Raw genomic sequence first — 25,940 nt, forward strand, 5'->3', positions numbered from 1 at the left:
TCATGCCAATCCGGCATGAATGAGGCGCTCCGTGGACAAGCTCAACGCAATGGCAATCTTCGTCCGGGTGGTCGAGCGCGGCAGTTTTACCGCCGTGGCCCGGGAGCTGCAGACCACCCAACCCACCATCAGCAAAGTTCTGCGCGCCCTTGAAACCCAGCTGGGCGGCAAGCTGATTGCCCGCAGCACGCGAAAGTTGTCGCTGACCGATGAGGGTCAGCGGTACTACAACGAATGCCGAAATATCCTCGCAGCCGTGGATGCAGCCGAACACAGCTTCCAATCCGGCAGGGAAACGGTTGCCGGATCGTTGCGAATTGGCTCCTCAGTGAGTTTCGGTCGGCTACAGATCGCCTCGCGCCTGCCCGGCTTTCTTGAGCGCTACCCGCAAGTGCAGATTGACCTGCATCTGAACGACCAGAACCTGGATCTGGTCAGCGAAGGCCTGGACGTCAGCCTGCGCATCGGCGAGTTGAACGACAGCGGCATGATCGCCCGTCGAATCGGCACCACCCATCGCGTCACCGTCGCGGCACCTGCTTATCTGCAACGCCATGAACATCCGCAATCGCCGCGGGATCTTGTGCAGCACAACTGTCTGCAATTCAACCTGCTCGAATCGCAGAATCTGTGGACTTACGAAAAGGACGGACAACGCTACGAGGTGCGCATCAAAGGCAATGCACAGAGCAACAACTCCGAGGCGATCCGCGAAATGGTCTTGGGAGGGTTGGGGATTTCGCTGTCGCCGATCTGGCTGTTCAGCGAGGATTTGAAGGCCGGTCGAGTGGTCGCCCTGTTGCAGGACTACCAGACCCGAACGCTGCCGATACACGCCGTGTCCCCGGCGAACCGTCGCCAGTCCGCCAGGGTCAACGCGTTTGTCGAGTACATGACTCAGGCGCTGGCAGCAGCGCCCGAGCTTCAACCCCTTAAATAGCGGCAGTACGTGTGTTCAACCACGCCAGCGCCTCACCGCTGAGCAACGGGCTCAAACGCTCGCGCACTTCGGCGTGATAGGCGTTGAACCACTGCTTCTCTTCCTGCGTCAGCAACGACGGTTCCAGGCAACGGGTATCGATCGGGCACAGGGTCAGGGTTTCGAACTTGAGGAACTCGCCGAACTCGCTGCTTCCAGCCAGAACGTTCATCGCCAGGTTCTCGATGCGCACACCCCAGCGGCCCGGACGGTAGGTGCCCGGCTCGATGGAGGTGATCATTCCAGGTTGCATGGCGGTTTGCGGCGCTGGCGCAGCCTGATAGGCGATCACCTGCGGACCTTCATGCACATTGAGGAAATAACCCACGCCGTGACCGGTGCCATGGCCGTAATCGACGTTTTCGGCCCAGATCGGCGCACGGGCAATCGCATCCAGCAGCGGCGACAGAATGCCTTTCGGGAAATGCGCACGGGACAAGGCGATCACGCCCTTCAACACTCGGGTGCAATCGCGTTTCTGTTCTGCGCTCGGCGTGCCGACCGCCACCATACGAGTGATGTCAGTGGTACCGCCCAGGTATTGGCCGCCGGAATCGATCAGCAGCAAGCCGTCGCCCTCGATCACCGCGTGCTCTTCCGGGGTGGCGTGGTAATGCGGCATCGCGCCGTTGGCGTTGTACGCAGCGATGGTGTTGAAACTCAGCGACACATAATCCGGACGACGCTCACGGGCCGCCGTGAGTTTCTCGTCAATGGTCAGCTCGGTAATGCGCTCGCGACCCCAGGCCGACTCCAGCCAGGTGAAGAACTCGCACAGCGCCGCGCCGTCCTGTTCCATCGCCTGACGGATGTGCTCGGCATCCGCCGGGCTTTTTTGTGACTTGGCGAGGGTGGTCGGGTTCAGGCCTTCGACCAGTTTCACGCCACTGTCGAGGTTGCCCAGCAGGCCGCTGGTCACCCGTGCCGGGTCCACCAGCAGGCTCGCGCCGTTCGGGATCGCACGCAAGGCGTCAGCAATTTCGCTGTAGTCGCGCAGGGTCACGCCATCCTTTTCCAGTACGGCACGCAGATCAGCGTCGACCTTGCTCAACGCCACAAACAGCGTGGCTTGTTGCTGACCGATCAAGGCAAAAGAAACGAACACCGGGTTGAACGACACATCGCCGCCGCGCAGGTTGAACAGCCAGGCGATGTCGTCGAGGGTGGCGATGAAGTGCCAATCGGCGCCGCGTTCCTGCAGGGTTTCACGCAGTTGGGCGAGTTTCTCGCCACGGCTGACGGTCGCCTGCGGCGGCAAGTGTTGATAGATCGGCGCGTTCGGCAGGCCCGGACGGTCGCTCCAGACTTCGTTCAACAGGTCGAGGTCGGTCCGCAGGCTGGCGCCACGCGCTTCAAGCTTGCTGCCCAGGGTCCGCGCCGACGCCACGGCCATTACCGCACCATCGACCGCGACCACGCCACCTTCCGGCGTCTGCTCGGCCAGCCAGTCCAGCGGGCTCGGCTGGCCCGGTTGCAACTTGACCAGCTCGATGCCGCTGCCCTTGAGCTCCTTGGTCGCCTGTTCCCAGTAACGACTGTCGGCCCAGACCCCGGCGAAATCAGTGGTGACAATCAATGTCCCCACTGAGCCATGGAAACCCGACAACCACTGCCGCCCCTGCCAGTAACCCGGCAGGTATTCCGACAGGTGCGGGTCGGCGGACGGCACCAACAGTGCGTGGATGCCTTCGCGACGCATCAGTTCGCGGGTGTGCGCCAGGCGCTGGGGAACCGTTCCTTCGGTCAAAGTCTGGGTACTCATCGTGTCTCCTGCCAATCACTTCATCGTTATTGTTCGGTGCCGTTCGAAGTCGGCTCGTTAAAGCCCTGTCGCCCAGAATGCCGGAGCACTGGCGCAGGCGGTCTTGATCAGATCTACAGCCTTGTCGATGTCCTCGGCGGTGGTGAAACGACCGAGGCTCAGACGAATGGTACGGCCGGCCAAATGCGCATCGTGCCCCAATGCCAGCAGCACGTGGGACGGTGTGTTGCTGGCGGAGTTGCAGGCCGAAGTCGCAGAGAACGCGATCGAATGGCTCAGCGCCGCCGGGTTGAACTCGCCTTCGCTGAAGGTCAGGCTCAGGGTATGCGGGATACGTTGGCTGGCGCTGCCGTTGAGGCGTACGCCGGGCAGGCTCAACAGTTGTTCGAGCAGGCGCTCGCGCAGCGCGACGATGGTTTTCTTCTCGTCATCGAAAGCTTCGGCGGCCAAGGCAAAGGCCGAGCCCATCGCGGCGATCTGGTGAGTCGCCAGCGTACCGGAACGCAATCCGCCCTCGTGGCCGCCACCGTGAATCTGCGCCTGCAAGCGCTGTTGCGCACGCGGGCCGACGTACAGCGCGCCGATGCCTTTGGGGCCGTAGAGCTTGTGTGCCGAGAACGACATCAGGTCCACCGGCCATTGCGCCAGATCGATCGCGACCTTGCCGGCGCCCTGGGCCGCATCGACGTGCAACAACGCCCCGCGTCCACGCACCACTTCGCCGATGGCCGGGATGTCGTTGACGGTGCCGAGTTCGTTGTTGACCAGCATCAACGACACCAGAAAGGTGTCGTCGCGCATCGCTTCGCTGACCGCTTGCGCAGTAATCAGGCCGTCGGCGTCCGGCACCAGATAGGTCACGGCGACACCGGCGTCCTGCAATTGCCGGGCAGTGTCGAGGATGGCCTTGTGTTCGATCTGACTGGTGATGATGTGGCCGCCGGACACGCCACGGGCCTGGGCCACGCCTTTGAGAGCAAGGTTGTTGGATTCGGTGGCGCCGGAGGTCCAGACGATCTGTTGCGCCTGGGCGCCGACCAGTTCGGCGACTTGCTGACGGGCGTTCTCGACGGTTTTTCGAGCCTGTTGGCCGAAGGCGTGGGAACTGGAGGCCGGGTTGCCGAAGTTACCGTTGAAACCCAGACACTCGATCATCACCTGGATGACCCGCTCATCCACCGGGGTGGTGGCGGCGTAATCGAAATACAGCGGACGTGTGTTCATAAAAAGACTCGCAGAGCGTGTTCCGGGATCAGGAAGCTCGTGTCTACAAACGGCACGGCGCAGCCTTGTGAGCTGCGCCCGGGTTCGAGAGCGTCATCAATACCTGATCGGATGCCGTTAAAGAAGTAGGGCTTCATTAAAAGTGCGTAGGAACGCTCCTGAACACGACTTTAACAGGCATCGGGCCGGCGGTTGTAGCACTGCGTCAGCTAAAGCTTTCAAGGAGTAACGGATACAGCGAAATCACCAGCAGCGCCGCCATGCCCCAGTTGAACACCCGCAACCAGCGGCGATCCTTCAGTACGTTACGCAGCAGAGTCCCGCACGCCGCCCAGACACCGACGCTCGGCAGGTTGATGATGGCGAACACCGCCGCAATCACGATCACGTTGGTGAAATAACCCTGCATCGGCGTGTAGGTGCTGATGGCGCCAATGGCCATGATCCAGGCCTTGGGATTGACCCACTGGAAGGCTGCCGCGCCGAGGTAGCTGATCGGTTTTGCCTCGCCCGACTCACTTTCGCCGACCGGGCCGGAGTGAGCGATTTTCCACGCCAGGTACAGCAAGTACGCCGCGCCGACGTAACGCAGAACCGTATAGAGAAGAGGATAAGTCTGAAACACCGCGCCCAGCCCGAAACCCACCGCCACCACCAGCAAAAAAAAGCCGCAGGTAATGCCGAGCATATGGGGAATAGTGCGGTTAAAGCCGAAATTCACGCCCGATGCCAGCAACATGGTGTTGTTCGGCCCCGGCGTGATCGAGGTGACAAGGGCAAACAGGGCAAAGCCCAGCAGCAGGTCGAGCGAGAGAGTCATGGCAGGGAGTCCGTCAGGGTCATTCAGGTGTTGACCCTATCCCACGGCGCCGCGCAAACCCACGGACAGTTGGGTAAAACTTCGATCAGTACAGTTGCGAATCAGCTAGGACGACCGTGCAGCTGTACGGTCCGCTCCGCGCTCATTTCACTCTTGTTATCAAACCCGAAAGTCTTCTGTGGCTGGCCGAGCAGTTGGGCTTTCTTCGCGTGGTATTCCTCGAACGACAAGCCGCTGCGGTTCAGGGTTTCCAGCGCCAGCTCGCGGGTTTCTTCCGCCGTGTAAGGACGCAATTCCGGGGAAACGTGGCTCGCGCAACCGGCGAGAACAGAGACAGCGAGCATCAGGGAAACAGTCAGTAAACGATTCATGGGAGCGTCCTGGCGAGCAGTGTGGGTCGATGGAGAAAGGCTACGCCCGGGCACGCTCCGGCAGAAATCAACGCTCTCAATAGTGGCTATCAGAATTCGGGCAGGTCAGTCCCGAATATTCACAAACGATCTATCAATATCAATTATCAGTCTTTTACGGAATAACAGTCAGCCTTTATAAATCCTTCATCGCGTTCGGCACTGTTGCTCCAGCAACTGTTTCCCAGGCAACAGCGGTTCAACAAACCGGCCTGAAAGTCACATGAGCGCAGCCACCGACAACGCTCAAAGCCCCGGAATACGGGCCTCACAGGAATTGGTACAGCGCTTGCTCTGCTCCGGTGACTACTCACTGCTCGTCGAGCAACTGTTGAAAAAGGAACTGACCATGTCGCGTCCACTGAAAGTCGTCGCCCTGTCCGGCGGAACCTGGCGTCCATCCCGCACCCTGGTGCTGACCCAGGCCCTGCTGACCGAATTGTCCGGGCACCTGCCGGTCGAGAGTCACTTGATCGAACTCGGTGACATCGCCCGCCCGCTCGGCGCCGCGCTGTCCCGTCAGGAACTACCGGCCGAGATCGAAGCCGAGCTGCAAGCCATCGAACAGGCTGATCTGTTGATCGTCGCCGCGCCGGTGTATCGCGGCTCCTATCCGGGGCTGCTCAAGCACTTGTTCGACCTGATTGATCTCAATGCGCTGATCGACACCCCTGTGCTGCTCGCCGCCACCGGTGGCAGCGAACGTCATGCGCTGGTCCTCGATCATCAGTTGCGCCCGCTGTTCAGTTTCTTCCAGGCCGTGACCTTGCCGATCGGCGTGTACGCCACCGAGGCCGATTTCGCCGACTACCAGATCACCAGCGAGCAACTAAAAGCGCGCATCCGTCTGGCCGCCGAACGCGCCGCGCCGCTGTTTGCCACTCATTTCAAACCGTTGCTGAAAATCGCTTAAGGAGCTGTTCATGGATGTTTTCTGGTTCCTGCCGACCCACGGCGACGGTCACTATCTGGGCACCACCCAAGGCGCGCGCCCGGTCACCCTCAATTACCTGAAACAAGTGGCGCAAGCCGCCGACAGCCTCGGCTACCACGGCGTGCTGATTCCCACCGGGCGTTCCTGCGAAGATTCGTGGGTGATCGCTTCAGCGCTGGTGCCGCTGACCGAACGCCTGCGTTATCTGGTGGCGATCCGTCCGGGGATCATTTCACCGACGGTCTCGGCGCGCATGGCCGCGACGCTGGATCGACTGTCCAACGGTCGCTTGCTGATCAACGTCGTGACCGGCGGTGACCCCGACGAAAACCGTGGCGACGGTAGTTTCCTCAGCCACAGCGAACGCTACGAAGTCACCGACGAGTTCCTCAAGATCTGGCGTCGCGTGTTGCAAGGCGAGGCGGTGGATTTCGAAGGCAAACACCTGAAGGTGCAGAACGCCAAAGCCTTGTATCCACCGGTGCAGAAACCCTATCCGCCGCTGTACTTCGGAGGTTCCTCCGACGCGGCCCACGATCTGGCCGCCGAGCAGGTCGACGTGTACCTGACCTGGGGCGAACCACCGGCCGCCGTCGCCGAGAAACTCGCCGATGTACGTGAGCGCGCAGCCCGTCACGGACGCAAGGTGAAGTTCGGCATCCGCCTGCATGTGATCGTGCGCGAGACCGCCGAAGAAGCCTGGAAAGCCGCCGACAAACTGATCGAACACATCAGCGATGAAACCATCGAGGCCGCGCAGAAATCCTTTTCGCGTTTCGACTCCGAAGGCCAGCGGCGCATGGCCGCTCTGCACGACGGGCGCCGCGACAACCTGGAAATCGCCCCCAACCTGTGGGCCGGCGTCGGCCTGGTGCGCGGCGGGGCCGGCACCGCGCTGGTCGGCGATCCACAACAAGTGGCGGCGCGAATCAAGGAATACGCAGACCTGGGCATCGAGAGTTTCATCTTCTCCGGCTACCCGCATCTCGAAGAGGCCTACCGCTTTGCCGAGTTGGTGTTCCCGCTGTTGCCCGAGCCGTATGCGAGCCTGGCCGGACGCGGCGTGACCAACCTCACCGGGCCGTTCGGCGAAATGATCGCCAACGATGTACTGCCCGCCAAAGCCAACGCCTGAGGAAGACCGAGTGACCGCCAAACCGCAAAGCACCCTGCTCTCCCCCTTGCAGACCGCCCGCCAACTGGCCGCCGAATTCGCCCTGACCGCCGTCGAACGCGACGAACGCGGCGGTACGCCGAAAGCCGAACGCGACGCCCTGCGCGACAGCGGTCTGCTGGCCCTGAGCATTCCCACCCGATACGGCGGCCTCGGTGCGCGCTGGAGCGAAACCCTGGAAGTCGTGCGCGAATTCGCCAAGGTCGACAGCTCGATCGCCCACGTCTTCGGTTTTCATCATTTGATGCTGGCCACCGTGCGCCTGTTTTCCCGCCCGGAACAATGGCAACCGTGGTTCGAACAGACCGCGCGGCAGAACTGGTTCTGGGGCAACGCGCTCAATCCGCTGGACACCCGCACCGTGGTCAAGGACCTGGGCGGCTGGCGCGAGTTTTCCGGCAAGAAGAGCTTCTGCTCCGGCGCCAGCGATTCACAAATGCTGATCGCCTCGGCGGTGGACGAAAGCAACGGCGGCAAACTGCTGATCGCGGCAATTCCCAGCGGGCGCAGCGGCATCACCTTGCACAACGACTGGAACAACATCGGCCAGCGCCAGACCGACAGCGGCAGCGCCACGTTCGAACGGGTACGGGTCGAGGAATCGGAACTGCTGCTGGATCCGGGCCCGTTGAGTACCCCGTTCGCCTGTTTGCGCCCATTGATTGCACAACTGACGTTCACGCATATGTTTCTCGGTATCGCCGAAGGGGCCTTTGAAGAAGCGCGGCAATACACCCTCAGCGAAACCCGCGTCTGGCACAAATCCTCGGTGCGCGAGGTGCGTGAAGACCCGTATGTGCTGGCCCATTACGGCGATTTCTGGGTCGCCCTCGAAGGCATCCGTCTGCTGGTGGAACGCGCCGCCACGTTGCTCGACGAGGCGTGGGCCAAAGGCCCGAACCTCAGCGCCGAAGAACGCGGTCACCTGGCCACGGCGATTGCCACGGCCAAGGTCGCCGCCAGTCGTCAGGGCCTGGAGATTTGCAGCCGGCTGTTCGAAGTCACCGGCGCCCGTTCAACCCACGCGTCGCTGCGCCTGGACCGCCACTGGCGCAACCTGCGCACGCAAACCCTGCACGACCCGCTGGATTACAAACTCCACGAGCTGGGCGACTGGGCGCTGAACCAGTCCCTGCCGGTGCCGACGTTCTATTCCTGATTTCCTTTCGTGGAGCGAGACCCATGCAACTGCTGACCCTACCGCCCTCACCCGCCCTGGCCACTTCGATTCGCGCCACCGCCCAGGTCTTCGAAGACCCGAAGTCCCAGGCCTTGCTCGCGCATCTGCAACAAGTCGCGCCGAGCGAAGCCAGTGTGCTGATCATCGGCGAAACCGGCACCGGCAAGGAGTTGGTGGCGCGGCACATCCACAACCTGAGCAACCGGCGCAACCGACCATTCATTGCGGTGAACTGCGGGGCGTTCTCCGAATCACTGGTGGAAGCCGAACTGTTCGGCCACGAAAAAGGCGCCTTCACCGGCGCCCTCAGCGCCAAGGCCGGGTGGTTCGAAGAGGCGGATGGCGGCACCTTGTTCCTCGATGAGATCGGCGATTTGCCGATGGCGATCCAGGTCAAATTGCTGCGGGTATTGCAGGAGCGTGAAGTGGTGCGACTGGGTTCGCGCAAGAGCATTCCCATCGATGTACGGGTGCTGGCGGCGACCAACGTGCAACTGGAGAAAGCCATCAACGCCGGGCATTTCCGCGAGGATCTGTATTACCGGCTGAACGTGGTCAATCTGGAGCTGAGCCCGTTGCGCGACCGACCCGGCGACATCCTGCCGCTGACCCGGCACTTTATCGAAGCTTACAGTCAGCGTCTGGGTTACGGACGCATCACCATCAGCCCCGGCGCCGAGCACAAACTGCGCGGCTACAGTTGGCCGGGCAACATTCGCGAGCTGGAAAACGTCATCCATCACACGCTGCTGATCTGCCGTAACGGCGTGATTGAACGCGATGATCTGCGCCTGTCGAACCTGCGTATCGATCGCCCGGACGACCAGCATTCCAATGTCGACGACTCACCGGAAGCGCTACTCGAACGCGCTTTCCAGAAGCTCTTCGAACAACAGGCCGGCGCGCTGCATGAAAAGGTCGAGGACGCGTTGCTGCGTTCGGCCTATCGCTTCTGCCACTACAACCAGGTGCACACCGCCGCGCTGCTCGGCCTGAGCCGTAACGTGACCCGCACGCGGCTGATCAAGATTGGCGAACTGGCAGTCAACAAGCGACGACCCACGGAAAACCTGCAAGGCGAACGCTTGATCCAGTTGTCGATCTAGCCCACCAATTGGCAGTGCAAGCCATCGTCATGACTGCGGGCGATGCTGCTCAGCACCTGGAATGAACCGAAGGTCACGGTGCGCGCCTGATGGGTGCGGATCAACTGCCAGAAGTCCTGCTCACCGGTTTCGAAACTCTGGAACGCCGCCTCCCCCGCCTCGCGGGATTGCCATTGCAGGAACCCCAACACACGCCGGCCATCGTCACTGGCCTGAACGCTGGCGCTGACGAATCCGGCATAACGCTGGGCCAGACGCTCGGTCTGCACGGTCAGCGCCGAGACCAGCGCCGGTTGTTGGCCGGGTTCGATTTCAAATTCGATCAATTGGGTGAAGCTGCGGTTTTTCGCTGGTGCTTGCATGACATCCCCACTCTGTCAGGTGAATCTTGCGGTTCGAAGGCCTGCAGGGTAAAACCTCGAGTTAACTAGAGGTCAAGGGACAATTTTCAAATGATCACTGCGGAAAATGTGCACAGGCAACTCACCGTCGGCGAAGTCGCGGCCCGCAGTGGCGTGGCCGTCACTGCCCTGCATTTCTATGAATCCAAAGGTTTGATCAAAAGCCAGCGCAATGCCGGCAACCAGCGGCGTTACCCACGGGAAGTGTTGCGGCGGGTGGCGTTGATCAAGGTGGCGCAACGGCTGGGCATTCCACTGGCGGAAATCGGCGAGGCGCTGAAACAGTTGCCGGACAACCGCGCACCGACGGCGGCGGACTGGAAAGTGTTGTCGGAACAGTGGCGGCGGGAGCTGGATGAGCGAATCAATCAGTTGATGCTGCTTCGGGACCGACTGACCGGCTGCATCGGTTGCGGATGCCTGTCGATGGAGGCGTGTCCGCTGCGCAATCAGGGGGATGTGCTGGGCGAACAGGGACCAGGAGCGCACTTTCTCGATATCCCCACCTGAGGGCTCCCTTTTCGTGGGAACCCTCAGATCACTCCATCAGAAGCCCGGCGCAATCTGCCCTTTGTAGCGGGTCAGAATGAACTGACGCACTTCATCGGAATTCAACGCCTTGGCCAGTTTCTGCAGGCCCGGATCGTTGATGTTGTCGGGACGTGCGACCAGAAACTCGATGTACAGGCTTTTGCCCTTCTCGACGATCAGCGCGCTGTTGGTGTCGATCCCGGCTTCCAGCGCGTAGTTGGCGAACACGAAGGCCAGGTCCACCTGACTCACGGAACGGGCCAGCAACGCACCTTCCAGTTCACGGATTTTCAGGTGTTTGGGGTTTTCGACGATGTCGCGCTGGGTGGCCAGGGTGTTGCTCGGATCCTTGAGTTTGATCAGCCCCGCCTCGTGCAACAACACCAGGGCGCGGCCAGTGTTTACCGGGTCGTTGGGGATGGACACGCTGGCGCCGTCCTTCAGCTCCGAAATGTTCTTGATCTTGGTCGAGTAGGCGCCGAACGGTTCGATGTGCACGCCGACGACCGGCACCAGATTGGTATGGCGGGTCTTGTTGAAATCATCGAGAAACGGCCGGTACTGATAGTAGTTGGCGTCGAGGTTTTTCAGCGCCAGTTGCTGGTTGGGCTGGATGAAGTCGGTGAAGACCTTGATGTCCAGGTCCACGCCTTCTTTGGCCAGGGTCGGTTTGACGAACTCGAGGATTTCCGCGTGCGGCACCGGGGTGGCACCGACGATCAGTTTTTCGTTGGCGTGAGCGCCGAACGACAGAACGGCAGCCAGAACGGCCAGGGTCTTTTTCATGGTGTGCTCCAAGGCAGATTTGAGTGGCCGTCGTGGGGTGAACGTGGGGCCTTTATGGGTTGAAATTGTTTTGTCAGCGTCGGCTGTAGTGCGCCACCAGTCGGTCGCCGGTCATTTGCAGGGCTTGCACCAGAATCAGCAGCAACACCACGGTGACCACCATCACGTCGGTCTGAAAGCGCTGATAGCCGTAGCGGATCGCCAGATCGCCGAGCCCGCCGCCACCGATCACGCCGGCCATCGCCGTGTAATCCACCAGCACGATGGCGGTGACCGTCACCGCCGCCAACAACCCGCCCCGGGCTTCCGGCAACAGCGTGTGGCGAATGATCTGCCAAGTGTTGGCGCCCATGGCCTGGGTCGCCTCGACCACGCCGCGATCGACTTCGCGCAACGCGGTTTCCACCAGTCGCGCAAAGAACGGTGTGCAGCCGACCACCAATGGCGGAATGGTGCCCGGCACGCCCAGCGAAGTGCCCACCAGCAGCGTGGTCAGCGGAATCAGCACGATCAGCAAAATGATGAACGGCAACGAACGCAGCATGTTCACGATCACTGACAGCACCCGATACACGCCGACCGTTTCATGCAACTGGCGCTTGCCGGTGAGAAACAGCAGCAGCCCCAGCGGCAAACCCAGCAACACCGTGAACAGCAGCGCCGCGCCGAGCATGCTCAGGGTGTCGAGACAGGCTTGGGCAATGTCGGCCCAGTAAAGGTGTTTGAACCACTCGGCCATGATCAGGACCAGTCGTGGCGCGGAGGTTTGATGCCATTGAGCAACCAGTTGCCGACCACGTGGTATTTCCAGCGCACCGGGTCATGCAGGGTGTGGACCCGGGCGTTGCGCCAGTGACGGTCGAAGTTGTGCTTCTTCAGGGTCGAGCGGGTGCCACCGAGTTCGAACAACTTGTTGCTGGCCTCGATGGCGATTTCGGTGGTCAGCACTTTGGCCTTGGCCACGGCCAGGGACGCCAGCGCGACGTTGTCTTCATCGGGGGCCGGGCGCGCGGCGTCGAGCGCCCAACCGGCGCGTTCGAGCAGGGCTTCGGCGGCTTCCAGACGGATTTCCAGTGCGCCGATCTGAATGATCGTCAGCGGATCTTCGCTGGCCTTGTCCACCCCCGCGTCGATCCATGGCCGGGCAAACTGACGAACGAAGTCAACGGTGTCGCGCAGCGCCGCCCGGGCGATGCCGGCGTCGATGGCAGCGGTGGTCAACTGGGCGAACGGCCCGGCCAGGGTCGGGTTTTCGTAGGAGCGATAAGTCGGGAACAGATTGAACGGCGCCACCTGCAGATCTTCTGCCAGCACCGTACCGCTGGACGTGGTGCGCTGGCCGATGCTGTCCCAGTCGTCAACGATCACCAGCCCTTTCGTGCCGCGCTCGACAAAGGCCAACTGGCCCTTCTGTTCTTCATCCAGCGCCAGCACCGCCAGCCAGTGGGCGTAGAGCGAACCGGTGCAGTAACCCTTGCGGCCGTTGATCACGAATCCGTCGCCATAACGGCGGATGGTCGCCTGAATGTCCTGCACGTTCTTGCCGCCGGTTTCCGACAGCGCGTTGGCGAAACGGTGACCTTGCAGCGCCAACTCAAAGAAATGCGCCTGCTGCGCCGGCGTGCCTTGCAGGCGGATGTCTTCGAGCAGGCAGTAATGGTTTTGCGGGATCTGTCCGAGGGACGGATCGGCGGCGGAAATGATCGCGATCACCTGGGCCAGCACCGCGTAGGACACCTGGGCGCCGCCGTACTCCTTCGGCACGCTGATGCCCCACAGACCACTGTTGGAATACAGGTCGACGATCTCGGCAGGCACTTCACGGCTGCGGTCGCGCTCGGCGGCGTGCTCCTGCAAAACGGCGGCGACCTGTTCGGCCACGCGCAAGGCTTCGGCGGCGTCGGCGATACGGTGGGCGGCCGGCGGGTTGATCGGATAAACGGCAGATTCAGACATGGATGACTCTCGGTATCGGTGTTGTACCGGGTCATTGCAGCTTCTGTGCCTGACTGACAGGCCTTGTTTTTCGGGGCTTTCAGCGGACTTTCGCAGGATAGAACGATGAAAACCCGCGCATTCTGTTGCTTCACTGTCGATGGCTGAACACTGCTCGTCGGGTACTCGGTCAGGCCGGCGACACACGCCTATAGTTGAGCGACCGGTAACCCCGGCGAAGGCACACCTTCAACCCCCATAAAATCAGGGCGACAAAAACAAGGAGTACGCCATGAGCGTTCAACCTATTCCCGAGGGGTATCACAGCATTACCCCGTATCTCGGCATCCATAAGGCCGCCGAGGCCATCGATTTCTATAAAAAGGCGTTCGGTGCCACCGAAGTCATGCGCCTGGCCATGCCCGACGGCGGTATCGGCCACGCCGAACTGCGCATCGGAGACAGCGCAATCATGCTCGGCTCGCCGTGCGATCAAGGTCCGTTGAGCAATCCGGACAAAGCCGTGTCCGTCGGCTTGCATCTGTACGTGACCGATGTCGACAAGTCGTTCCAGCGCGCACTGGACGCCGGGGCGACGACCGTGTCCGAGGTCAAGGATCAGTTCTACGGCGACCGCAGCGGTACATTGAAAGATCCGTACGGGCATCTGTGGTTTCTGGCAACGCGCAAGGAGGACCTGACCCAGGAGCAGATCGAGCAGCGGGCGAAAGAGCTGTTCCAGCAGGGTTAGCAACAACGAATGTCCATTCCCGCGCAACGCGCGGGGATGGGCGAACACGATTCATGAACCGTCGAACCACGCTTCACGCCTTGTCATGAACGCCCGGCGATTTCAGGATGCAGTCAACTAGCCTGAATAAAGGATCACCCCGATGTTTGCCGGATTCGTCAAAGACCAGCGCCACGTCAACGGCGTGGACATCACTTACCGCCTCGGAGGCAGCGGACCGGGCCTGCTGTTGTTGCACGGGCACCCGCAGACCCACGTCATCTGGCACAAGGTCGCCGAGCAACTGGCGGAGCACTTCACCGTGGTTGCCGCCGACCTGCGCGGTTACGGCGACAGCGGCCGACCGCCGGCCGATGAGCGGCACACCAGCTATTCCAAACGCGAAATGGCCCGCGACGGCGTGGAACTGATGCAAGCGCTGGGCTTTAAGCAGTTCTCGATCCTCGCCCACGACCGTGGGGCCCGAGTCGCCCATCGCCTGGCCCTCGATCATTCCGCCGCCGTGCAACGCATGGTGTTGCTGGACATTGCGCCGACCCTGGCGATGTACAGCCAGACCAACGAAGCCTTCGCCCGGGCCTACTGGCACTGGTTTTTCCTGATCCGCCCGGCGCCGCTGCCGGAAACCCTGATCGAAGCTGATCCCGAAGCCTATCTGCGCAGCGTCATGGGCAGCCGCAGTGCCGGGCTCAAGCCGTTCACTGACGAAGCGTTCGCTGAATACCTGCGTTGCCTGAGCCTGCCCGGCAGCGCCCGTGGGATCTGCGAGGACTACCGGGCCAGTGCCGACATCGATCTGGAACATGACCGCGCCGACCTCGAGGCCGGCCATCATCTGAGCTTGCCACTGCTGGTGCTGTGGGGCGCCGAAGGCACGGTCGGTCGTTGCTTCGACCCGCTCAGGGAATGGCAACAGGTGGCCGCCGACGTACGCGGCAAGCCTCTGCCCGCTGGTCATTACCTCGCTGAAGAAGTGCCGGAACTGTTGCTCGCCGAAGCACTGACGTTCCTGCGCTGAGCCATCCTTTCCTCCCGCTCACCACAACGCCGACCGGCGTCGTGGTGAGATTGCGGTCGCGAAACATTTACTTTCACATCCTTCATCGGGATTTGCTTCGGTCATCCGTCTTATAAAGATGCGGGCCAGTCGCGTAGGCAAAAGCCACGACCGGCCCATCAGGGACTCCCGCGCTGCGAAGCCCGTAGTGGCCGAGTCCTCTCACCGAATCAAGACCCGTCATCATGTCGAAGAAATCCCGCTCGAAACTGTGGTTCCTGGTACACAGCTGGCTGGCGTTGCCGATCTGGTTTTTTGTCCTGATTGTCTGCGTCACCGGCACCCTGGCGGTGGTCAGCCAGGAAATCGTCTGGCTGGTGAACCCGCAAATGCGCGCCACCCAACCCTCGGATGACGCCCCGCTGCTGGGCTACGACCAGGTCATCGCCGCGATCAAGACTGCCGAACCGCAGTTGCTGGTCGAACGCATCAGTCGCCCCGACGAATCGCATTTCGCGCTGGAGGTGAACGTCAGTCAGCCTGACGGGCGCTCGGTGACGGTCTACGTCAACCCTTATACCGGTGTGATTCAGGGCACCGCACCAGACTTCAATTTCCGTGCCTTCACCCGCGCCTTGCATGGCTGGTGGCTGGTGCCGTTCACCAACGGTTACAGCTGGGGCTGGTATCTGGTGTCGTTTCTGGCACTGCCGATGCTGGCTTCGCTGGTAACCGGGCTGGTGGTCTACAAACGTTTCTGGAAGGGCTTTTTCAGCCCGACCCTGCGCCTGCGTCACGGTGCGCGGATTTTCTGGGGCGATTTCCACCGCCTCAGTGGCATCTGGTCGATCTGGTTCATCGCGGTGATCTCCGTCACCGCCGTGTGGTTCCTGATCGAAGCCATTCTTTCCGACAACCATATTTCCATCTCCAGCGAGCCAATCATCGCGGCCATGTCCCGTGAAGGCGTGCCGTTGTCCGCCGATGGTTCGCCACCACCACGGGTCAGCCTGGACCACGCCATCGAAATCGCCCAGCAACGGATTCCCGGGTTCGAAGCCAGCACCATCAATCTGCCCGGCAACGCCTACAGCCACCTCGATATCCGTGGACGCGGCTGGTATCCGCTGATGTTCCAGTCAGCCACGCTCAATCCCTACAGCGGTGAAGTGGCCGCCTCGCGCCTGCTCTCCGATCGGACCTCCCTGGAGTTCGTCACTGAATCCATGCGTCCGCTGCACACCGGCGACTTCGGCGGACTGTGGATCAAGCTGATCTGGTTCTTCTTCGGGCTGGTGCTGAGCATGATGGTCCTCAGCGGGCTGTTGATCTGGACCAAGCGCACCGCGCTGGCCACCGCCAACGCCCTCAAGCGCGAAAACAAGAAACAGCGCGTTCAGGCACAACCGGCCCTGCACCGTGAACCGTCGGAGGCCAACCTGTGAGCAAGTCCACCCCCATGGCTCAGCCCTCACGGCTGAGCGTGATCTGGCATAAATGGCGCTTCCACATCAACGTGCTGCTGTTGCTGATTCCGCTGGGATTCATGCCCAGGTACTTCGCCGATCAGGCGTTGTTTCGCGGTGACAGCGGGCTGGGTGAGCGCGAGATCGGCGAAGTCCAGGTGGGTCCGTGGAGCCTGCGTCTGGCCGAGTTTCGCAACGAAGCGCCGCTTCCCGATGGCGCAGCCGGCTATCTGAAGGGTTTTAGCGCCGCGCTGTGCGAGGCCTGTGTCGAACAGGTCAAGGCCACCTACCTGCGCATCGGCAAGCCACGCAGCCTGCGCGCTGCCGGTTCGATCTTCTTCGGCACGCCATACAGCATGGGCACGCAAATGCCCGTCCCGGACAAAACCAAAGCCGACGCCGAACTGTGGATCACCATGGAAGGCTGGGACGGCAGCATGCACCAAGCCTCGATTCCGCTGAGCCAGGCCTCCCCCGCCACCATTGCCTGGCTGAACAAACAAGGAGCCAAACCATGAGCCGCCCCTCCCGTCTGAGCATGAGCACCGCATTGCTGGTGCTGTGTGCCGGTTTCAGCGCCAGTGCCCTGGCCCACAACCCGATGTGCGAGTGCAAGGCCATCGATGCCGAGCAGATCAAATGCACCGGCGGTTTCTCCGACGGCAGCGGCGCGCCGGGGGTGACCCTCGATGTGATCGGCTACGACGAAACCATCCTGGTGCCGGGCAAGCTCGGCGCCGATTCAACCCTGACCTTCAAGAAACCCGGCGCCGAGTTCTACGTGCTGTTCGACGCCGGCCCCGGCCACGTCGTCGAAATCGACCAAGCGGATATCGAAGCCCCATGACCACGCCGACCACTCAAATCGTACGTCCCGCCGGCGCCGGCCATGAAACCCTCAACGTGCTGCTGATGTGCCTGCTGATCCTCGCGGTCGCCGGCTCCGTGGTGGCGTGGCGCGGGGTGTCCCACGAACCCGAACCGGTTTCCAGCCATCAGCTCGACGCCCGCCGCGACCTCGGCGCCAGCGAGCAAGGCATCTACGCCGACCTGCGAGTAACCCTCGACGAGATCCACCTGTTGCGTGAAGAACAGCAAGCGCTGCCGACCCCGCAGAATCTGGCGGATGAAGGTTTCGCGCCGTTCGCCCAGGACGCCAGCTCCGTGAGCCGTGGCGGCCATGCCTGGCAATTGCTGGCCGACACCGCCTACTTCGGCCACAGCCAGGCACCGGCCGTGGCCGGCTCGTTTCTGATGCGCCTGAACGACGCTGCACCGGACATCTGGCTCAACCGCGCCGCCGATCTGCAAGCGCCGACAGACCTGTCCGACGCAGCACTGACCGCTGCCGGATGGAAACAGATCGTCGCGCAATTCGATGCCGGGGTGACCCGCGAACATCGTCATTGAACCCTCGCCTTCATTCGAGAGAAGACCGCTTGCCCATGCCTAGTTCATCTCAACGCCGTCCTTTCCTGCGCCTGCTGCTGATCGGCCTGTGCGCCTGCCTGCTGAGCCCGCTGGCCAGCGCCGATCCGGCCAAACGTCTGCGCATCGGCATCACCCTGCACCCTTATTACAGCTATGTGGCGAACATCGTCGGCGACAAGGCCGACGTCGTGCCGCTGATTCCCGCCGGCTTCAACCCGCACGCCTACGAACCCCGTGCCGAAGACATCAAGCGCATCAGCGGGCTGGACGTGATCGTGCTCAACGGCGTCGGCCATGACGACTTCGCCGACCGCATGATCGCCGCCAGCGAAACACCGAACATCAAGACCATCGAAGCCAACGAGAACGTGCCGCTGCTGGCCGCCACCGGGGTCGCGGCGCGCGGTGCCGGCAAAGTGGTGAACCCGCACACCTTCCTGTCGATCAGTGCCTCGATTGCTCAGGTCAACAACATCGCCCGGGAACTCGGCAAGCTCGACCCGGATAACGCCAAAACCTACACGCAGAACGCCCGCGCCTACGGCAAACGCCTGCGGCAGATGCGCGCCGATGCCTTGGCCAAACTGACCCAGGCGCCGAACGCCGAACTGCGGGTCGCCACGGTGCACGCCGCTTACGACTACCTGCTGCGCGAGTTCGGCCTGGAGGTGACGGCGGTGGTCGAGCCGGCCCATGGCATCGAACCAAGCCCGAGCCAGTTGAAGAAAACCATCGATCAACTGCGGGAACTGGACGTGAAAGTGATCTTCTCCGAGATGGATTTCCCGTCCACTTACGTTGAAACCATTCAGCGCGAATCCGGTGTGAAGCTTTACCCGCTGTCGCACATTTCCTACGGCGAATACACCGCCGACAAGTACGAAAAGGAAATGACCGGCAACCTCAACACCGTGGTTCGGGCGATTCAGGAGTCCGGCGCATGACGGCTCAGGAAAACCTATCAATCATCAGCAGTGGCCCGACTCTGGATTTTTCGGAAGTCAGCCTGACGCTGGGTCGCACGACGATTCTGGATAAGGTGACCTTCCAGGTGCAGCCCGGCAGCGTGCACGCACTGGTGGGCCCCAACGGCGGCGGCAAGAGTTCGCTGATCAAGACCCTGCTCGGGCAGATGCCGCATCAGGGCCGGCTCAGCCTGCAATGGCCCGGCGAGCCCGGCACCATCGGCTACGTACCGCAGGCGCTGGAGTTCGATCGGGGCCTGCCAATGACCGTCGATGATTTCATGGCTGCCATGTGTCAGCGTCGACCGGCGTTTCTCGGCCTGAGCAAACGCTACGCCGGCGCCATCGGTGAGGCGCTGGAGCGGGTCGGCATGCAGGACAAACGCAAGCGCCGGATGGGCGCGCTGTCCGGCGGTGAGCGCCAGCGGGTGCTGCTTGCCCAGGGCCTGATCCCCGCCCCGCAATTGCTGGTGCTCGATGAACCGATGTCGGCCCTCGACGAAGCCGGGATCCAGGTGTTCGAACGCCTGCTCGGCGACTGGCGCGCGGCAGGCATCACCGTGCTGTGGATCGAACACGATCTGGAAGCCGTCGGGCGCCTGGCCAATCGCGTCACCGGCCTCAACCGCCGAGTGCTGTTCGACGCCACGCCGCAACAGGCCCTGACCCCGGAACGTCTGCTGACCCTGTTCTCGACCCATCCACGGAGCGCTGCCTGATGAGTTACGAAGCCTTTCGTTTGATGGTGCAGGGCTGGGCCACCTCCGGTTACCTGCCGGAAGCCCTGGCCTACGGTTTTGTGGTCAACGCACTGCTCGCCGGCCTGTTGATCGGCCCGGTGCTCGGCGGCCTCGGCACACTGGTGGTGGTCAAGCGCTTCGCGTTTTTCTCCGAGGCAGTCGGCCACGCGGCACTGACCGGCGTGGCCATCGGCATCCTGCTCGGCGAGCCCTACACCGGGCCGTACGGCAGCCTGTTCGGCTACTGCCTGTTGTTCGGCATTCTGCTCAACTACCTGCGCAACCGTACCGGCCTGGCCCCGGACACGCTGATCGGCGTGTTCCTGTCGGTGTCCCTGGCGCTGGGTGCCAGCCTGCTGCTGATCCTGGCGGGCAAGATCAACGTGCACATTCTGGAAAACGTGCTGTTCGGCTCGGTGCTGACGGTCAACGGCAATGATCTGGCGGTGCTGGCCATCGTCGGTTCGCTGGTGATGGCCCTGACCTTGCCGCTGTACAACCGCATCATGCTCGCCAGTTTCAACCCACAACTGGCAGCGGTGCGCGGTGTTGCCGTGAAGACTCTGGATTACCTGTTCGTGATTCTGGTGACCCTGATCACCGTCGCGGCGGTAAAAGTCATTGGCGCGATTCTGGTCGGCGCGCTGCTGGTGATTCCGGCAGCGGCGGCTCGTTTGCTCAGCCAGTCGCTCAAGGGCTTTTTCTGGTGCTCGGTGCTGATCGCCACGGTCAGTACGCTGTGCGGGATTCTCGCGCCCATCGTGTTCGACCTGCCGATTCCGTCCGGCGCCGCGATCATCTTGGTCGCCGGTATCGGCTTCGCCCTCGCCGCCATTGCCCGGGGCGTCGTCCCCAGTCTGAAAGGGAACCTTGGATAAATGTCTTTCTCACTGCGACAACTGACCCTGGCCATCGCCTTGTGCAGCGTGACCACGACCACCGTATTCGCCGCCGAAAGCGCCAAACCGCTGCGGGTGCTGGCCTCGTTGCCAATCACCTACGGTCTGGGTGAAGTGCTGCTCAAGGGCACCGACATCAGCCTCGAACGCGCAGCGCCGGCGAATCTGCCGGGCAGCCGCCAGACCGCGTACTTCACCGGACGCGGTGCTCCAGAGCTGAGCAAACTGGCCACCGGCGCCGATGCGGTGATCGGCGTGCGCTCGCTGTGGGCCGATGATCCGCTGTACCCGATTGCCCGACGCAGCAACATCCGCATCGTCGAAGTCGATGCCGCCCGCCCGGTGGACGGCGCCCTGCCCGGCATCGCCGTGCAACCGGGGCTGAACGTCGATGGCCTGAACAGCCAGCCGTGGCTGGCCAGCAACAACATGGGGCGCATGGCCGACGTGATGGCGGCGGACCTGGTGCGCCTGGCACCGAAGGACAAACCGAAGATCGAAGCCAACCTGGCCGCACTGAAACAGCGCCTGCTGAAACTCAGCGCCGACAGCGAAGCGCGCCTGGCCAGTGCCGACAATCTGAGCGTGATGAGCCTGAGCGATCACTTCGGCTATCTGATCGGCAGTCTGAATCTGGAGTTGATCGGACAGGACCCGCGACCGGACGCCGAATGGACACCGGAAGATCTGAAGAAATTGACCGCCACGCTCAAGGACAACGACGTGGCGGTGGTGCTGCACCATCGGCAACCGTCGGACGCGGTGAAAGCAGCGATTGCCGAGTCGGGCAGCCGTCTGCTGGTTCTGAGCACCGATGCGGCGGATCCAGTGGCTGAACTGGAAGGGAATGTGGATGCGCTGCTCAAAGGTTTGAGCGGCGCGTAATACCGAACCTCCGGACATAAAAAAACCCGCTGACTGTTTCCAGTCCAGCGGGTTTCTTTTTGGCCGGTGACTTACTGTGCAGCCGTTTGCGCTTCCATCTTCTGGCGCAGGCTCAGCGGACGCATGTCGGTCCAGGTTTCTTCGATGTAGGCCAGGCATTCCTTTTTCAGGCCGCTCTTGCCCACGGTGCGCCAGCCTTCCGGAATGGCCTTGTAATCCGGCCAGATCGAGTACTGCTCTTCGTGGTTGACCACGACCTGAAAGAGGATGTCCTCGCGGTCGAATACTGACGTCATGCTGTGTCTCCATCGTTGTAGGGGTGGGCTGCACGGTGGGTGCAGCCGGGTATGTAGAAGGAACGTTCGGCGCGGCGAAAAATTTACAGGGCAGCGGTCGCGGCGCTCAGTGCACGGCCGAAGATCTCGGCGACGCGGTCGATTTCAGCGGCGGTGATCACCAGCGGCGGCAGGAACCGCACCACCGCGCCATGGCGCCCGCCCAATTCCAGAATCAGGCCACGCTTGAGGCATTCGCGCTGTACCAGCGGCGCCAGACGGGCGAAAGCCGGTGGATGGCCCAGCGCATCCGGCGCACCGTTCGGATCGACCAGCTCGACGCCGAGCATCAGGCCACGACCACGAATGTCGCCCAGTTGCGGGAAGTCACGCTGCAGGATGCGCAGGTGCTCGCTCAGGCGTTCGCCCATGGCGGCGGCGTGTTCGCAGACCTTGTGCTCGACCAGGTAACGCATCACCGCGGAACCGGCGGCCATCGCCATCTGATTGCCACGGAACGTACCGGCGTGGGCGCCCGGCTGCCAGGTGTCGAGCCAGTCGCGGTAAACCACCACCGCCAGCGGCAGGCTGCCGCCGATGGCTTTGGACAGCACGACCACGTCCGGGGTGATGCCGGCGTGCTCGAAGGCGAACATCTTGCCGGTGCGGGCGAAACCGCTCTGGATCTCGTCGACGATCAGTGCAACACCCGCCTTTTCGGTGATACGACGCAGACCGCGCAGCCACTCGATGTCCGCCGGAATCACACCGCCCTCGCCCTGCACCGCCTCGACGATCACCGCCGCCGGCAATTGCACCCCGGCCTCCGGGTCGTTGAGCAGGTTTTCCAGGTAACTCAGGTTGGCCTTCACGCCCGCCGCGCCACCGAGGCCGAACGGGCAACGGTAGTCGTACGGGAACGGCATGAACTGCACGCCATTGCTGAGCAACGCACCCAGCGGTTTTTTCGGCCCCAGGCTGCCCATCAGGCTCAACGCGCCCTGGCTCATGCCGTGGTAACCGCCGGAGAACGACAGCACAGTGCTGCGGCCAGTGGCGGTGCGCACCAGTTTCAGCGCGGCTTCCACTGCGTCGGTGCCGGTCGGGCCGCAGAACTGGATTTTCGCTTCCTTGGCCAATGCTGGAGGCAGCAACCCGAACAGGTCCTGAACGAATTGATCCTTCACCGGCGTGGTCAGGTCGAGGGTGTGCAGCGGCAGCTCATCGGCCAGCACCTGCTGGATGGCTTCGATTACCACCGGGTGGTTGTGCCCCAGCGCCAGGGTGCCGGCACCGGCCAGGCAATCGATGAACGTGCGGCCTTCAACGTCTTCGACATACAGGCCCTTGGCACGCTTCAGCGCCAGGGGAATGCGCCGCGGGTAGCTGCGGGCATTGGACTCTTGCTGGCTCTGGCGGGCCAGCAGCGGCGATTCATTGAACTGATACAGCGTTTCCGCCGGCGCGGAGGCGATCCGGGCCGACGACTCTTCGATAAGGCTGGTGGCGACTGACATCTCTCGACCCCTCAATTCGCTATGGATAGTGACCAAAACTGCACACCGCACAGGTGCGCGTTCCGGTCGCGGGGCGCACATGCAGGTTTTCCTGTTCTGGAAACGCACCAGCCCCTCAAGGATTTACACCCTTGAGCGAGTTGTCATGCCGACAGCGGCAGCGACTTGTGCATCGGCAGGCTGCGCATGCCGTGGCGAATGAGCGGCGGCGCCGATTCGCGATACCCCAGACGCCGATAAAAGGCTTCACCGGTGCGGGTGCTGGTGAGCACGGAACGGGGGCTGCCGCGAGTCAGCAGCCAGCCTTCAAGGTCAGTCATCAGGGCCCGGCCGACGCCCCGGCGAAACCATTCCGGCTGCACATGACAAAGGGTGACATCGCCGTCGGCCAGCGCCATACCGACGCCCACCGGTCGGCCCTGCATCAGGGCGATGTTCAGATAGCGCTGTGGATCGGTGAGCCAGGCACTGATGTGTTCCGGCGATTGCTGGCGGATCCAGGCATCGACAAGGTGGGGGTCGTTACGATGGTCGAGCGCACAACCGACGCGGATCGAACGCTCGATGATGCGGCTGATGATGCCGGCATCAGCCGGGGTGGCCGGGCAAATGTAGATGGATGCATCCATGGCGCTGTTTCCCTCAATCCATTGAGTCAAAGGCTGGGGCGACAATAGCGTCGTGGCCGGCCGATGACCAATGGAGAGAGGTTACATTTGATGTGCCGGGCTCAGGCCGGTTGCAGCGGCATGGTCAGCTCGACCCGCAAGCCATCCGGGCGACTGTCGAAATGCAGGGTGCAGGCACAGCGCTGGACGATTGCCTGGACAATCGCCAGCCCGAGCCCGCAGCCGGTGCTCTGGCCGTTGCGCCAGAAGCGTTGGGTCAGGTGTTGCAGATCGTCCGGTGCAATCCCCGGCCCATGATCGCGCACCACGAAGCGCACGCGGTTGCCGGTGGTTTCCAGGCTCAGCTCCACGGCGCCTTCCGTCGGGGTATGGCGCAGGGCGTTATCGAGCAGATTGCGCAAGGCCGCGATCGACAACACTGCCGGCATTTGCAGAGGCGCGCCGGACAACTTTTCGGGCAGATGCAGTTTGATCCGTTGACGCTCGCCGCTGGCAGAGTCCTGAATCGCCAGTTTCGCCACTTGCTCGGCGCTGCACTGCACGCCGTCGTCGAACGACAGACTGCCCTCGACCCGGGCCAGCAACAGCAATTGCTCGAGGGTGCGATGCAAGCGATCGGCGCCCTCCTCGGCCCGGGCCAAAGACTGGTCGCGGGCACTGCCTTCGGTCATGCGCGCCACTTGCAGGTGAGTCTTGATCGCCGTCAGCGGGCTGCGCAGTTCATGGGCGGCGTCACCGGTCAGGCGACGTTCGCGCTCGATGGTCTTGCCGATGCGCTGGAACAGTTGGTTCTGAGTTTCAAGCAGCGGTTTCAGTTCGCTGGGGAATGATTGCAACTGCAACGGTTCGAGCGAGTCGGCATTGCGCCGCATCAGGGCTTCGCGCAAGCGATTGAGCGGCGCCAGCCCCTGACCGATCCCCAGCCACAGCAGGCACAGGCAGCCAAGCAGCGCCACACCCACCGGCACCGAAGCCGCCAGCAGGATCGACATGTTCAAGGCTTCACGCTCGATCACCCGGTCAGCGGTAGTGATGCGCACATCGCCCCGGGCCAGGGTGAACGTGCGCCACGGTGCGCCGTCGATCATCTGGTCATGGAAGCCCATTTTCTGGGCTTCCAGTGCCTGTTCCGGATTGTTGTGGCTGCGGGCGAGGATTTCGCCGCGCAACGAGCTGACCTGACAGGCCATGCCGCCGGGAATATTCAGTTGTTCGGCGCTGAAGTGAGTGCCCTCGCCTTTGCTCGGTATCGCCGGCAATTGCTCCAGCAACCCGGCGACCATCCGCGCCGAAGCCACCAGCCGCTGGTCGAGGGAAAACATCATCTGGTTGCGCAGGTCGCTGAGCATCCAGGCCGCCGCCAAGGCCCAGATCAGCGCGAATGCGGCGCCGAGGGTCAGGCTCAGGCGCAGGCGCAGACTCATCACTTGTCAGGTTCTCCACCATCGGCCGGGCCCAGGCGATAACCGAGGCCTCGCACGGTTTCAACGATGCCTTTACCCAGTTTGCTGCGCAGGTGGTGGATGTGCACGTTGAGCGCGTTGCTTTCCAGTTCATCGTTGAAACCGTAGACGCTGTCCTTCAATTGCTCGGTGGACAGCACCCGGCCACGGTTGTGCAGCAAGGCTTGCAGCAGGGATTGTTCGCGACGGGACAGGTCCACCGAACGGCCCGCCAGAGTGGTTTCGCGGCTGCTCGGGTCGTAAGTCAGCGCGCCGTGCTCGATCAGGTTGACGCTGCGCCCGGCCACGCGGCGCAGCAGGGTTTGCAGACGAGCGAACAGTTCGCGCAAATCGAACGGCTTGAGCAGGTAATCGTCGGCGCCGGACTGCAAACCGTCGACCCGGTCGGTGACCGAATCCCGCGCAGTGAGGATCAGCACCGGAATCTCCAGGCCCTGCTGGCGCAGCTGTTGCAGCAGCTTGAGACCATCTTCGTCCGGCAAACCGAGGTCGAGCACCATCACGTCGAATTCGGCAACCTTGAGGATCGCCCGCGCCTTGGAGGCGGTGTTGACGTGTTCGACCGTCAAGCCCTGGGCCGTCAGCCCAGCGACGATGCCACTGGCGATCAACTCATCGTCTTCACAAACCAGTACGTGCATGGTGAGTCCCGTAGAAAAATGCCGATTAGGCGGTTGGCC

Annotated in this window: 29 protein-coding genes; 16 read left to right on the forward strand and 13 right to left on the reverse strand. The window is 62.5% G+C overall.

Features of this window, described 5'->3' with window-relative positions:
- The first annotated feature begins 31 nt into the window (after positions 1–31).
- Positions 32–940, forward strand: a complete 909-nt coding sequence (locus IF199_RS20815) for a LysR family transcriptional regulator (protein ID WP_244142410.1) — start codon at positions 32–34, stop codon at positions 938–940.
- Here IF199_RS20815 and IF199_RS20820 read toward each other — a convergent pair.
- From IF199_RS20820 to IF199_RS20835, 4 genes are all read right to left on the reverse strand, one after another.
- Positions 933–2,741 (reverse strand): aminopeptidase P family protein, encoded by a 1,809-nt coding sequence (locus IF199_RS20820; RefSeq protein WP_192558595.1) that lies wholly within the window; start codon positions 2,739–2,741, stop codon positions 933–935. The genes IF199_RS20815 and IF199_RS20820 overlap by 8 nt on opposite strands.
- Before the next feature lie 57 nt (positions 2,742–2,798).
- Positions 2,799–3,965 (reverse strand): aminotransferase class V-fold PLP-dependent enzyme, encoded by a 1,167-nt coding sequence (locus tag IF199_RS20825; RefSeq protein WP_192558596.1) that lies wholly within the window; start codon positions 3,963–3,965, stop codon positions 2,799–2,801.
- A gap of 205 nt (positions 3,966–4,170) precedes the next feature.
- Entirely contained in the window at positions 4,171–4,785 is a 615-nt protein-coding gene (locus IF199_RS20830; RefSeq protein ID WP_192558597.1) for a LysE family translocator, read from the reverse strand.
- A 101-nt stretch (positions 4,786–4,886) separates the two neighbouring features.
- Positions 4,887–5,156 (reverse strand): hypothetical protein, encoded by a 270-nt coding sequence (locus IF199_RS20835; protein WP_192558598.1) that lies wholly within the window; start codon positions 5,154–5,156, stop codon positions 4,887–4,889.
- A gap of 388 nt (positions 5,157–5,544) precedes the next feature.
- On the opposite strand from IF199_RS20835, the gene msuE reads away from it, so the two are divergent.
- From msuE to IF199_RS20855, 4 genes are read left to right on the forward strand one after another with little or no spacing between them, the layout of a single operon-like run.
- Complete coding sequence (gene msuE, locus IF199_RS20840; protein ID WP_192560989.1) at positions 5,545–6,108, forward strand: FMN reductase; 564 nt, start codon at positions 5,545–5,547, stop codon at positions 6,106–6,108.
- 10 nt (positions 6,109–6,118) lie between these two features.
- Positions 6,119–7,264, forward strand: a complete 1,146-nt coding sequence (gene ssuD, locus IF199_RS20845) for an FMNH2-dependent alkanesulfonate monooxygenase (protein WP_007955828.1) — start codon at positions 6,119–6,121, stop codon at positions 7,262–7,264.
- 10 nt (positions 7,265–7,274) lie between these two features.
- Positions 7,275–8,462, forward strand: a complete 1,188-nt coding sequence (locus IF199_RS20850) for an acyl-CoA dehydrogenase family protein (protein ID WP_096821137.1) — start codon at positions 7,275–7,277, stop codon at positions 8,460–8,462.
- A 23-nt stretch (positions 8,463–8,485) separates the two neighbouring features.
- Positions 8,486–9,589, forward strand: coding sequence for a sigma-54 interaction domain-containing protein (locus IF199_RS20855; protein WP_096821136.1), 1,104 nt, complete (start codon positions 8,486–8,488; stop codon positions 9,587–9,589).
- On the opposite strand, the gene IF199_RS20860 is transcribed toward IF199_RS20855, so the two are convergent.
- A complete protein-coding gene (locus tag IF199_RS20860) occupies positions 9,586–9,951 on the reverse strand; it encodes an antibiotic biosynthesis monooxygenase (protein WP_096821135.1) in 366 nt (121 codons plus the stop codon). The two genes, IF199_RS20855 and IF199_RS20860, sit on opposite strands and share 4 nt — an antisense overlap.
- A 90-nt stretch (positions 9,952–10,041) precedes the next feature.
- Here IF199_RS20860 and soxR point away from each other — a divergent pair, with 90 nt between their 5' ends.
- Positions 10,042–10,500, forward strand: a complete 459-nt coding sequence (gene soxR / locus IF199_RS20865) for a redox-sensitive transcriptional activator SoxR (protein ID WP_192558599.1) — start codon at positions 10,042–10,044, stop codon at positions 10,498–10,500.
- Between the two features lie 36 nt (positions 10,501–10,536).
- On the opposite strand, the gene IF199_RS20870 is transcribed toward soxR, so the two are convergent.
- The 3 genes from IF199_RS20870 to IF199_RS20880 all read right to left on the reverse strand — a co-directional run bounded on the left by IF199_RS20870 (position 10,537) and on the right by IF199_RS20880 (position 13,263).
- Positions 10,537–11,307 (reverse strand): MetQ/NlpA family ABC transporter substrate-binding protein, encoded by a 771-nt coding sequence (locus IF199_RS20870; protein ID WP_085710692.1) that lies wholly within the window; start codon positions 11,305–11,307, stop codon positions 10,537–10,539.
- Positions 11,308–11,380: 73 nt separating this feature from the next.
- On the reverse strand, positions 11,381–12,046 hold the full coding sequence (locus IF199_RS20875; protein ID WP_192558600.1) for a methionine ABC transporter permease: 666 nt from the start codon (positions 12,044–12,046) through the stop codon (positions 11,381–11,383).
- Positions 12,047–12,048: 2 nt separating this feature from the next.
- Positions 12,049–13,263, reverse strand: a complete 1,215-nt coding sequence (locus IF199_RS20880; protein WP_192558601.1) for an SfnB family sulfur acquisition oxidoreductase — start codon at positions 13,261–13,263, stop codon at positions 12,049–12,051.
- A gap of 271 nt (positions 13,264–13,534) precedes the next feature.
- Between IF199_RS20880 and IF199_RS20885 the strand changes: the two genes are divergently transcribed.
- The 10 genes from IF199_RS20885 to IF199_RS20930 all read left to right on the forward strand — a co-directional run bounded on the left by IF199_RS20885 (position 13,535) and on the right by IF199_RS20930 (position 21,376).
- The gene (locus IF199_RS20885; protein WP_192558602.1) at positions 13,535–13,993 is read left to right on the forward strand and encodes a VOC family protein; all 459 of its coding nucleotides are present in this window, start codon (positions 13,535–13,537) and stop codon (positions 13,991–13,993) included.
- Between the two features lie 142 nt (positions 13,994–14,135).
- The gene (locus IF199_RS20890; protein ID WP_192558603.1) at positions 14,136–15,011 is read left to right on the forward strand and encodes an alpha/beta fold hydrolase; all 876 of its coding nucleotides are present in this window, start codon (positions 14,136–14,138) and stop codon (positions 15,009–15,011) included.
- Positions 15,012–15,235: 224 nt separating this feature from the next.
- Positions 15,236–16,435, forward strand: a complete 1,200-nt coding sequence (locus tag IF199_RS20895) for a PepSY-associated TM helix domain-containing protein (RefSeq protein WP_096821129.1) — start codon at positions 15,236–15,238, stop codon at positions 16,433–16,435.
- Between the two features lie 14 nt (positions 16,436–16,449).
- The gene (locus IF199_RS20900; RefSeq protein ID WP_192560990.1) at positions 16,450–16,974 is read left to right on the forward strand and encodes a thiamine pyrophosphate-binding protein; all 525 of its coding nucleotides are present in this window, start codon (positions 16,450–16,452) and stop codon (positions 16,972–16,974) included.
- Positions 16,971–17,303 (forward strand): hypothetical protein, encoded by a 333-nt coding sequence (locus tag IF199_RS20905; protein ID WP_096821127.1) that lies wholly within the window; start codon positions 16,971–16,973, stop codon positions 17,301–17,303. Before IF199_RS20900 ends, IF199_RS20905 begins: the two co-directional genes overlap by 4 nt.
- Positions 17,300–17,866: a DUF6162 family protein gene (locus IF199_RS20910; RefSeq protein WP_192558604.1), complete on the forward strand. Its 567-nt coding sequence runs from the start codon at positions 17,300–17,302 to the stop codon at positions 17,864–17,866. Before IF199_RS20905 ends, IF199_RS20910 begins: the two co-directional genes overlap by 4 nt.
- Positions 17,867–17,901: 35 nt before the next feature.
- On the forward strand, positions 17,902–18,831 hold the full coding sequence (locus IF199_RS20915; protein ID WP_102620413.1) for a metal ABC transporter substrate-binding protein: 930 nt from the start codon (positions 17,902–17,904) through the stop codon (positions 18,829–18,831).
- Positions 18,828–19,571: a metal ABC transporter ATP-binding protein gene (locus IF199_RS20920; protein WP_192558605.1), complete on the forward strand. Its 744-nt coding sequence runs from the start codon at positions 18,828–18,830 to the stop codon at positions 19,569–19,571. Before IF199_RS20915 ends, IF199_RS20920 begins: the two co-directional genes overlap by 4 nt.
- Positions 19,571–20,470: a metal ABC transporter permease gene (locus IF199_RS20925; RefSeq protein WP_192558606.1), complete on the forward strand. Its 900-nt coding sequence runs from the start codon at positions 19,571–19,573 to the stop codon at positions 20,468–20,470. The genes IF199_RS20920 and IF199_RS20925 overlap by 1 nt, the downstream gene beginning before the upstream one ends.
- Complete coding sequence (locus tag IF199_RS20930; RefSeq protein WP_192558607.1) at positions 20,471–21,376, forward strand: metal ABC transporter substrate-binding protein; 906 nt, start codon at positions 20,471–20,473, stop codon at positions 21,374–21,376. It begins immediately after the preceding gene.
- A 71-nt stretch (positions 21,377–21,447) separates the two neighbouring features.
- Here IF199_RS20930 and IF199_RS20935 read toward each other — a convergent pair whose 3' ends face one another.
- From IF199_RS20935 to IF199_RS20955, 5 genes are all read right to left on the reverse strand, one after another.
- A complete protein-coding gene (locus IF199_RS20935) occupies positions 21,448–21,672 on the reverse strand; it encodes an MbtH family protein (RefSeq protein ID WP_192558608.1) in 225 nt (74 codons plus the stop codon).
- An 83-nt stretch (positions 21,673–21,755) separates the two neighbouring features.
- Entirely contained in the window at positions 21,756–23,168 is a 1,413-nt protein-coding gene (locus IF199_RS20940) for an aspartate aminotransferase family protein (protein ID WP_102620417.1), read from the reverse strand.
- A gap of 143 nt (positions 23,169–23,311) precedes the next feature.
- Positions 23,312–23,797, reverse strand: a complete 486-nt coding sequence (locus tag IF199_RS20945) for a GNAT family N-acetyltransferase (protein WP_192558609.1) — start codon at positions 23,795–23,797, stop codon at positions 23,312–23,314.
- Between the two features lie 101 nt (positions 23,798–23,898).
- Entirely contained in the window at positions 23,899–25,221 is a 1,323-nt protein-coding gene (locus IF199_RS20950) for an ATP-binding protein (protein WP_096821118.1), read from the reverse strand.
- A complete protein-coding gene (locus IF199_RS20955; protein ID WP_085607085.1) occupies positions 25,221–25,901 on the reverse strand; it encodes a response regulator in 681 nt (226 codons plus the stop codon). The genes IF199_RS20950 and IF199_RS20955 overlap by 1 nt, the downstream gene beginning before the upstream one ends.
- Positions 25,902–25,940: the final 39 nt, after the last annotated feature.

Source organism: Pseudomonas allokribbensis (assembly GCF_014863605.1).
GTDB classification, from domain to species: domain Bacteria; phylum Pseudomonadota; class Gammaproteobacteria; order Pseudomonadales; family Pseudomonadaceae; genus Aquipseudomonas; species Aquipseudomonas allokribbensis.

Bases quoted from the DNA above. Each gene is read 5' to 3' on its own strand.
- IF199_RS20820 (WP_192558595.1), bottom strand. From the start codon at position 2,741: ATGAGTACCCAGACTTTGACCGAAGGAACGGTTCCCCAGCGCCTGGCG.
- IF199_RS20825 (WP_192558596.1), bottom strand. From the start codon at position 3,965: ATGAACACACGTCCGCTGTATTTCGATTACGCCGCCACCACCCCGGTG.
- IF199_RS20830 (WP_192558597.1), bottom strand. From the start codon at position 4,785: ATGACTCTCTCGCTCGACCTGCTGCTGGGCTTTGCCCTGTTTGCCCTT.
- IF199_RS20835 (WP_192558598.1), bottom strand. From the start codon at position 5,156: ATGAATCGTTTACTGACTGTTTCCCTGATGCTCGCTGTCTCTGTTCTC.
- msuE (WP_192560989.1), top strand. From the start codon at position 5,545: ATGTCGCGTCCACTGAAAGTCGTCGCCCTGTCCGGCGGAACCTGGCGT.
- ssuD (WP_007955828.1), top strand. From the start codon at position 6,119: ATGGATGTTTTCTGGTTCCTGCCGACCCACGGCGACGGTCACTATCTG.
- IF199_RS20855 (WP_096821136.1), top strand. From the start codon at position 8,486: ATGCAACTGCTGACCCTACCGCCCTCACCCGCCCTGGCCACTTCGATT.
- IF199_RS20860 (WP_096821135.1), bottom strand. From the start codon at position 9,951: ATGCAAGCACCAGCGAAAAACCGCAGCTTCACCCAATTGATCGAATTT.
- soxR (WP_192558599.1), top strand. From the start codon at position 10,042: ATGATCACTGCGGAAAATGTGCACAGGCAACTCACCGTCGGCGAAGTC.
- IF199_RS20870 (WP_085710692.1), bottom strand. From the start codon at position 11,307: ATGAAAAAGACCCTGGCCGTTCTGGCTGCCGTTCTGTCGTTCGGCGCT.
- IF199_RS20875 (WP_192558600.1), bottom strand. From the start codon at position 12,046: ATGGCCGAGTGGTTCAAACACCTTTACTGGGCCGACATTGCCCAAGCC.
- IF199_RS20880 (WP_192558601.1), bottom strand. From the start codon at position 13,263: ATGTCTGAATCTGCCGTTTATCCGATCAACCCGCCGGCCGCCCACCGT.
- IF199_RS20885 (WP_192558602.1), top strand. From the start codon at position 13,535: ATGAGCGTTCAACCTATTCCCGAGGGGTATCACAGCATTACCCCGTAT.
- IF199_RS20890 (WP_192558603.1), top strand. From the start codon at position 14,136: ATGTTTGCCGGATTCGTCAAAGACCAGCGCCACGTCAACGGCGTGGAC.
- IF199_RS20895 (WP_096821129.1), top strand. From the start codon at position 15,236: ATGTCGAAGAAATCCCGCTCGAAACTGTGGTTCCTGGTACACAGCTGG.
- IF199_RS20900 (WP_192560990.1), top strand. From the start codon at position 16,450: ATGGCTCAGCCCTCACGGCTGAGCGTGATCTGGCATAAATGGCGCTTC.
- IF199_RS20905 (WP_096821127.1), top strand. From the start codon at position 16,971: ATGAGCCGCCCCTCCCGTCTGAGCATGAGCACCGCATTGCTGGTGCTG.
- IF199_RS20910 (WP_192558604.1), top strand. From the start codon at position 17,300: ATGACCACGCCGACCACTCAAATCGTACGTCCCGCCGGCGCCGGCCAT.
- IF199_RS20915 (WP_102620413.1), top strand. From the start codon at position 17,902: ATGCCTAGTTCATCTCAACGCCGTCCTTTCCTGCGCCTGCTGCTGATC.
- IF199_RS20920 (WP_192558605.1), top strand. From the start codon at position 18,828: ATGACGGCTCAGGAAAACCTATCAATCATCAGCAGTGGCCCGACTCTG.
- IF199_RS20925 (WP_192558606.1), top strand. From the start codon at position 19,571: ATGAGTTACGAAGCCTTTCGTTTGATGGTGCAGGGCTGGGCCACCTCC.
- IF199_RS20930 (WP_192558607.1), top strand. From the start codon at position 20,471: ATGTCTTTCTCACTGCGACAACTGACCCTGGCCATCGCCTTGTGCAGC.
- IF199_RS20935 (WP_192558608.1), bottom strand. From the start codon at position 21,672: ATGACGTCAGTATTCGACCGCGAGGACATCCTCTTTCAGGTCGTGGTC.
- IF199_RS20940 (WP_102620417.1), bottom strand. From the start codon at position 23,168: ATGTCAGTCGCCACCAGCCTTATCGAAGAGTCGTCGGCCCGGATCGCC.
- IF199_RS20945 (WP_192558609.1), bottom strand. From the start codon at position 23,797: ATGGATGCATCCATCTACATTTGCCCGGCCACCCCGGCTGATGCCGGC.
- IF199_RS20950 (WP_096821118.1), bottom strand. From the start codon at position 25,221: ATGAGTCTGCGCCTGCGCCTGAGCCTGACCCTCGGCGCCGCATTCGCG.
- IF199_RS20955 (WP_085607085.1), bottom strand. From the start codon at position 25,901: ATGCACGTACTGGTTTGTGAAGACGATGAGTTGATCGCCAGTGGCATC.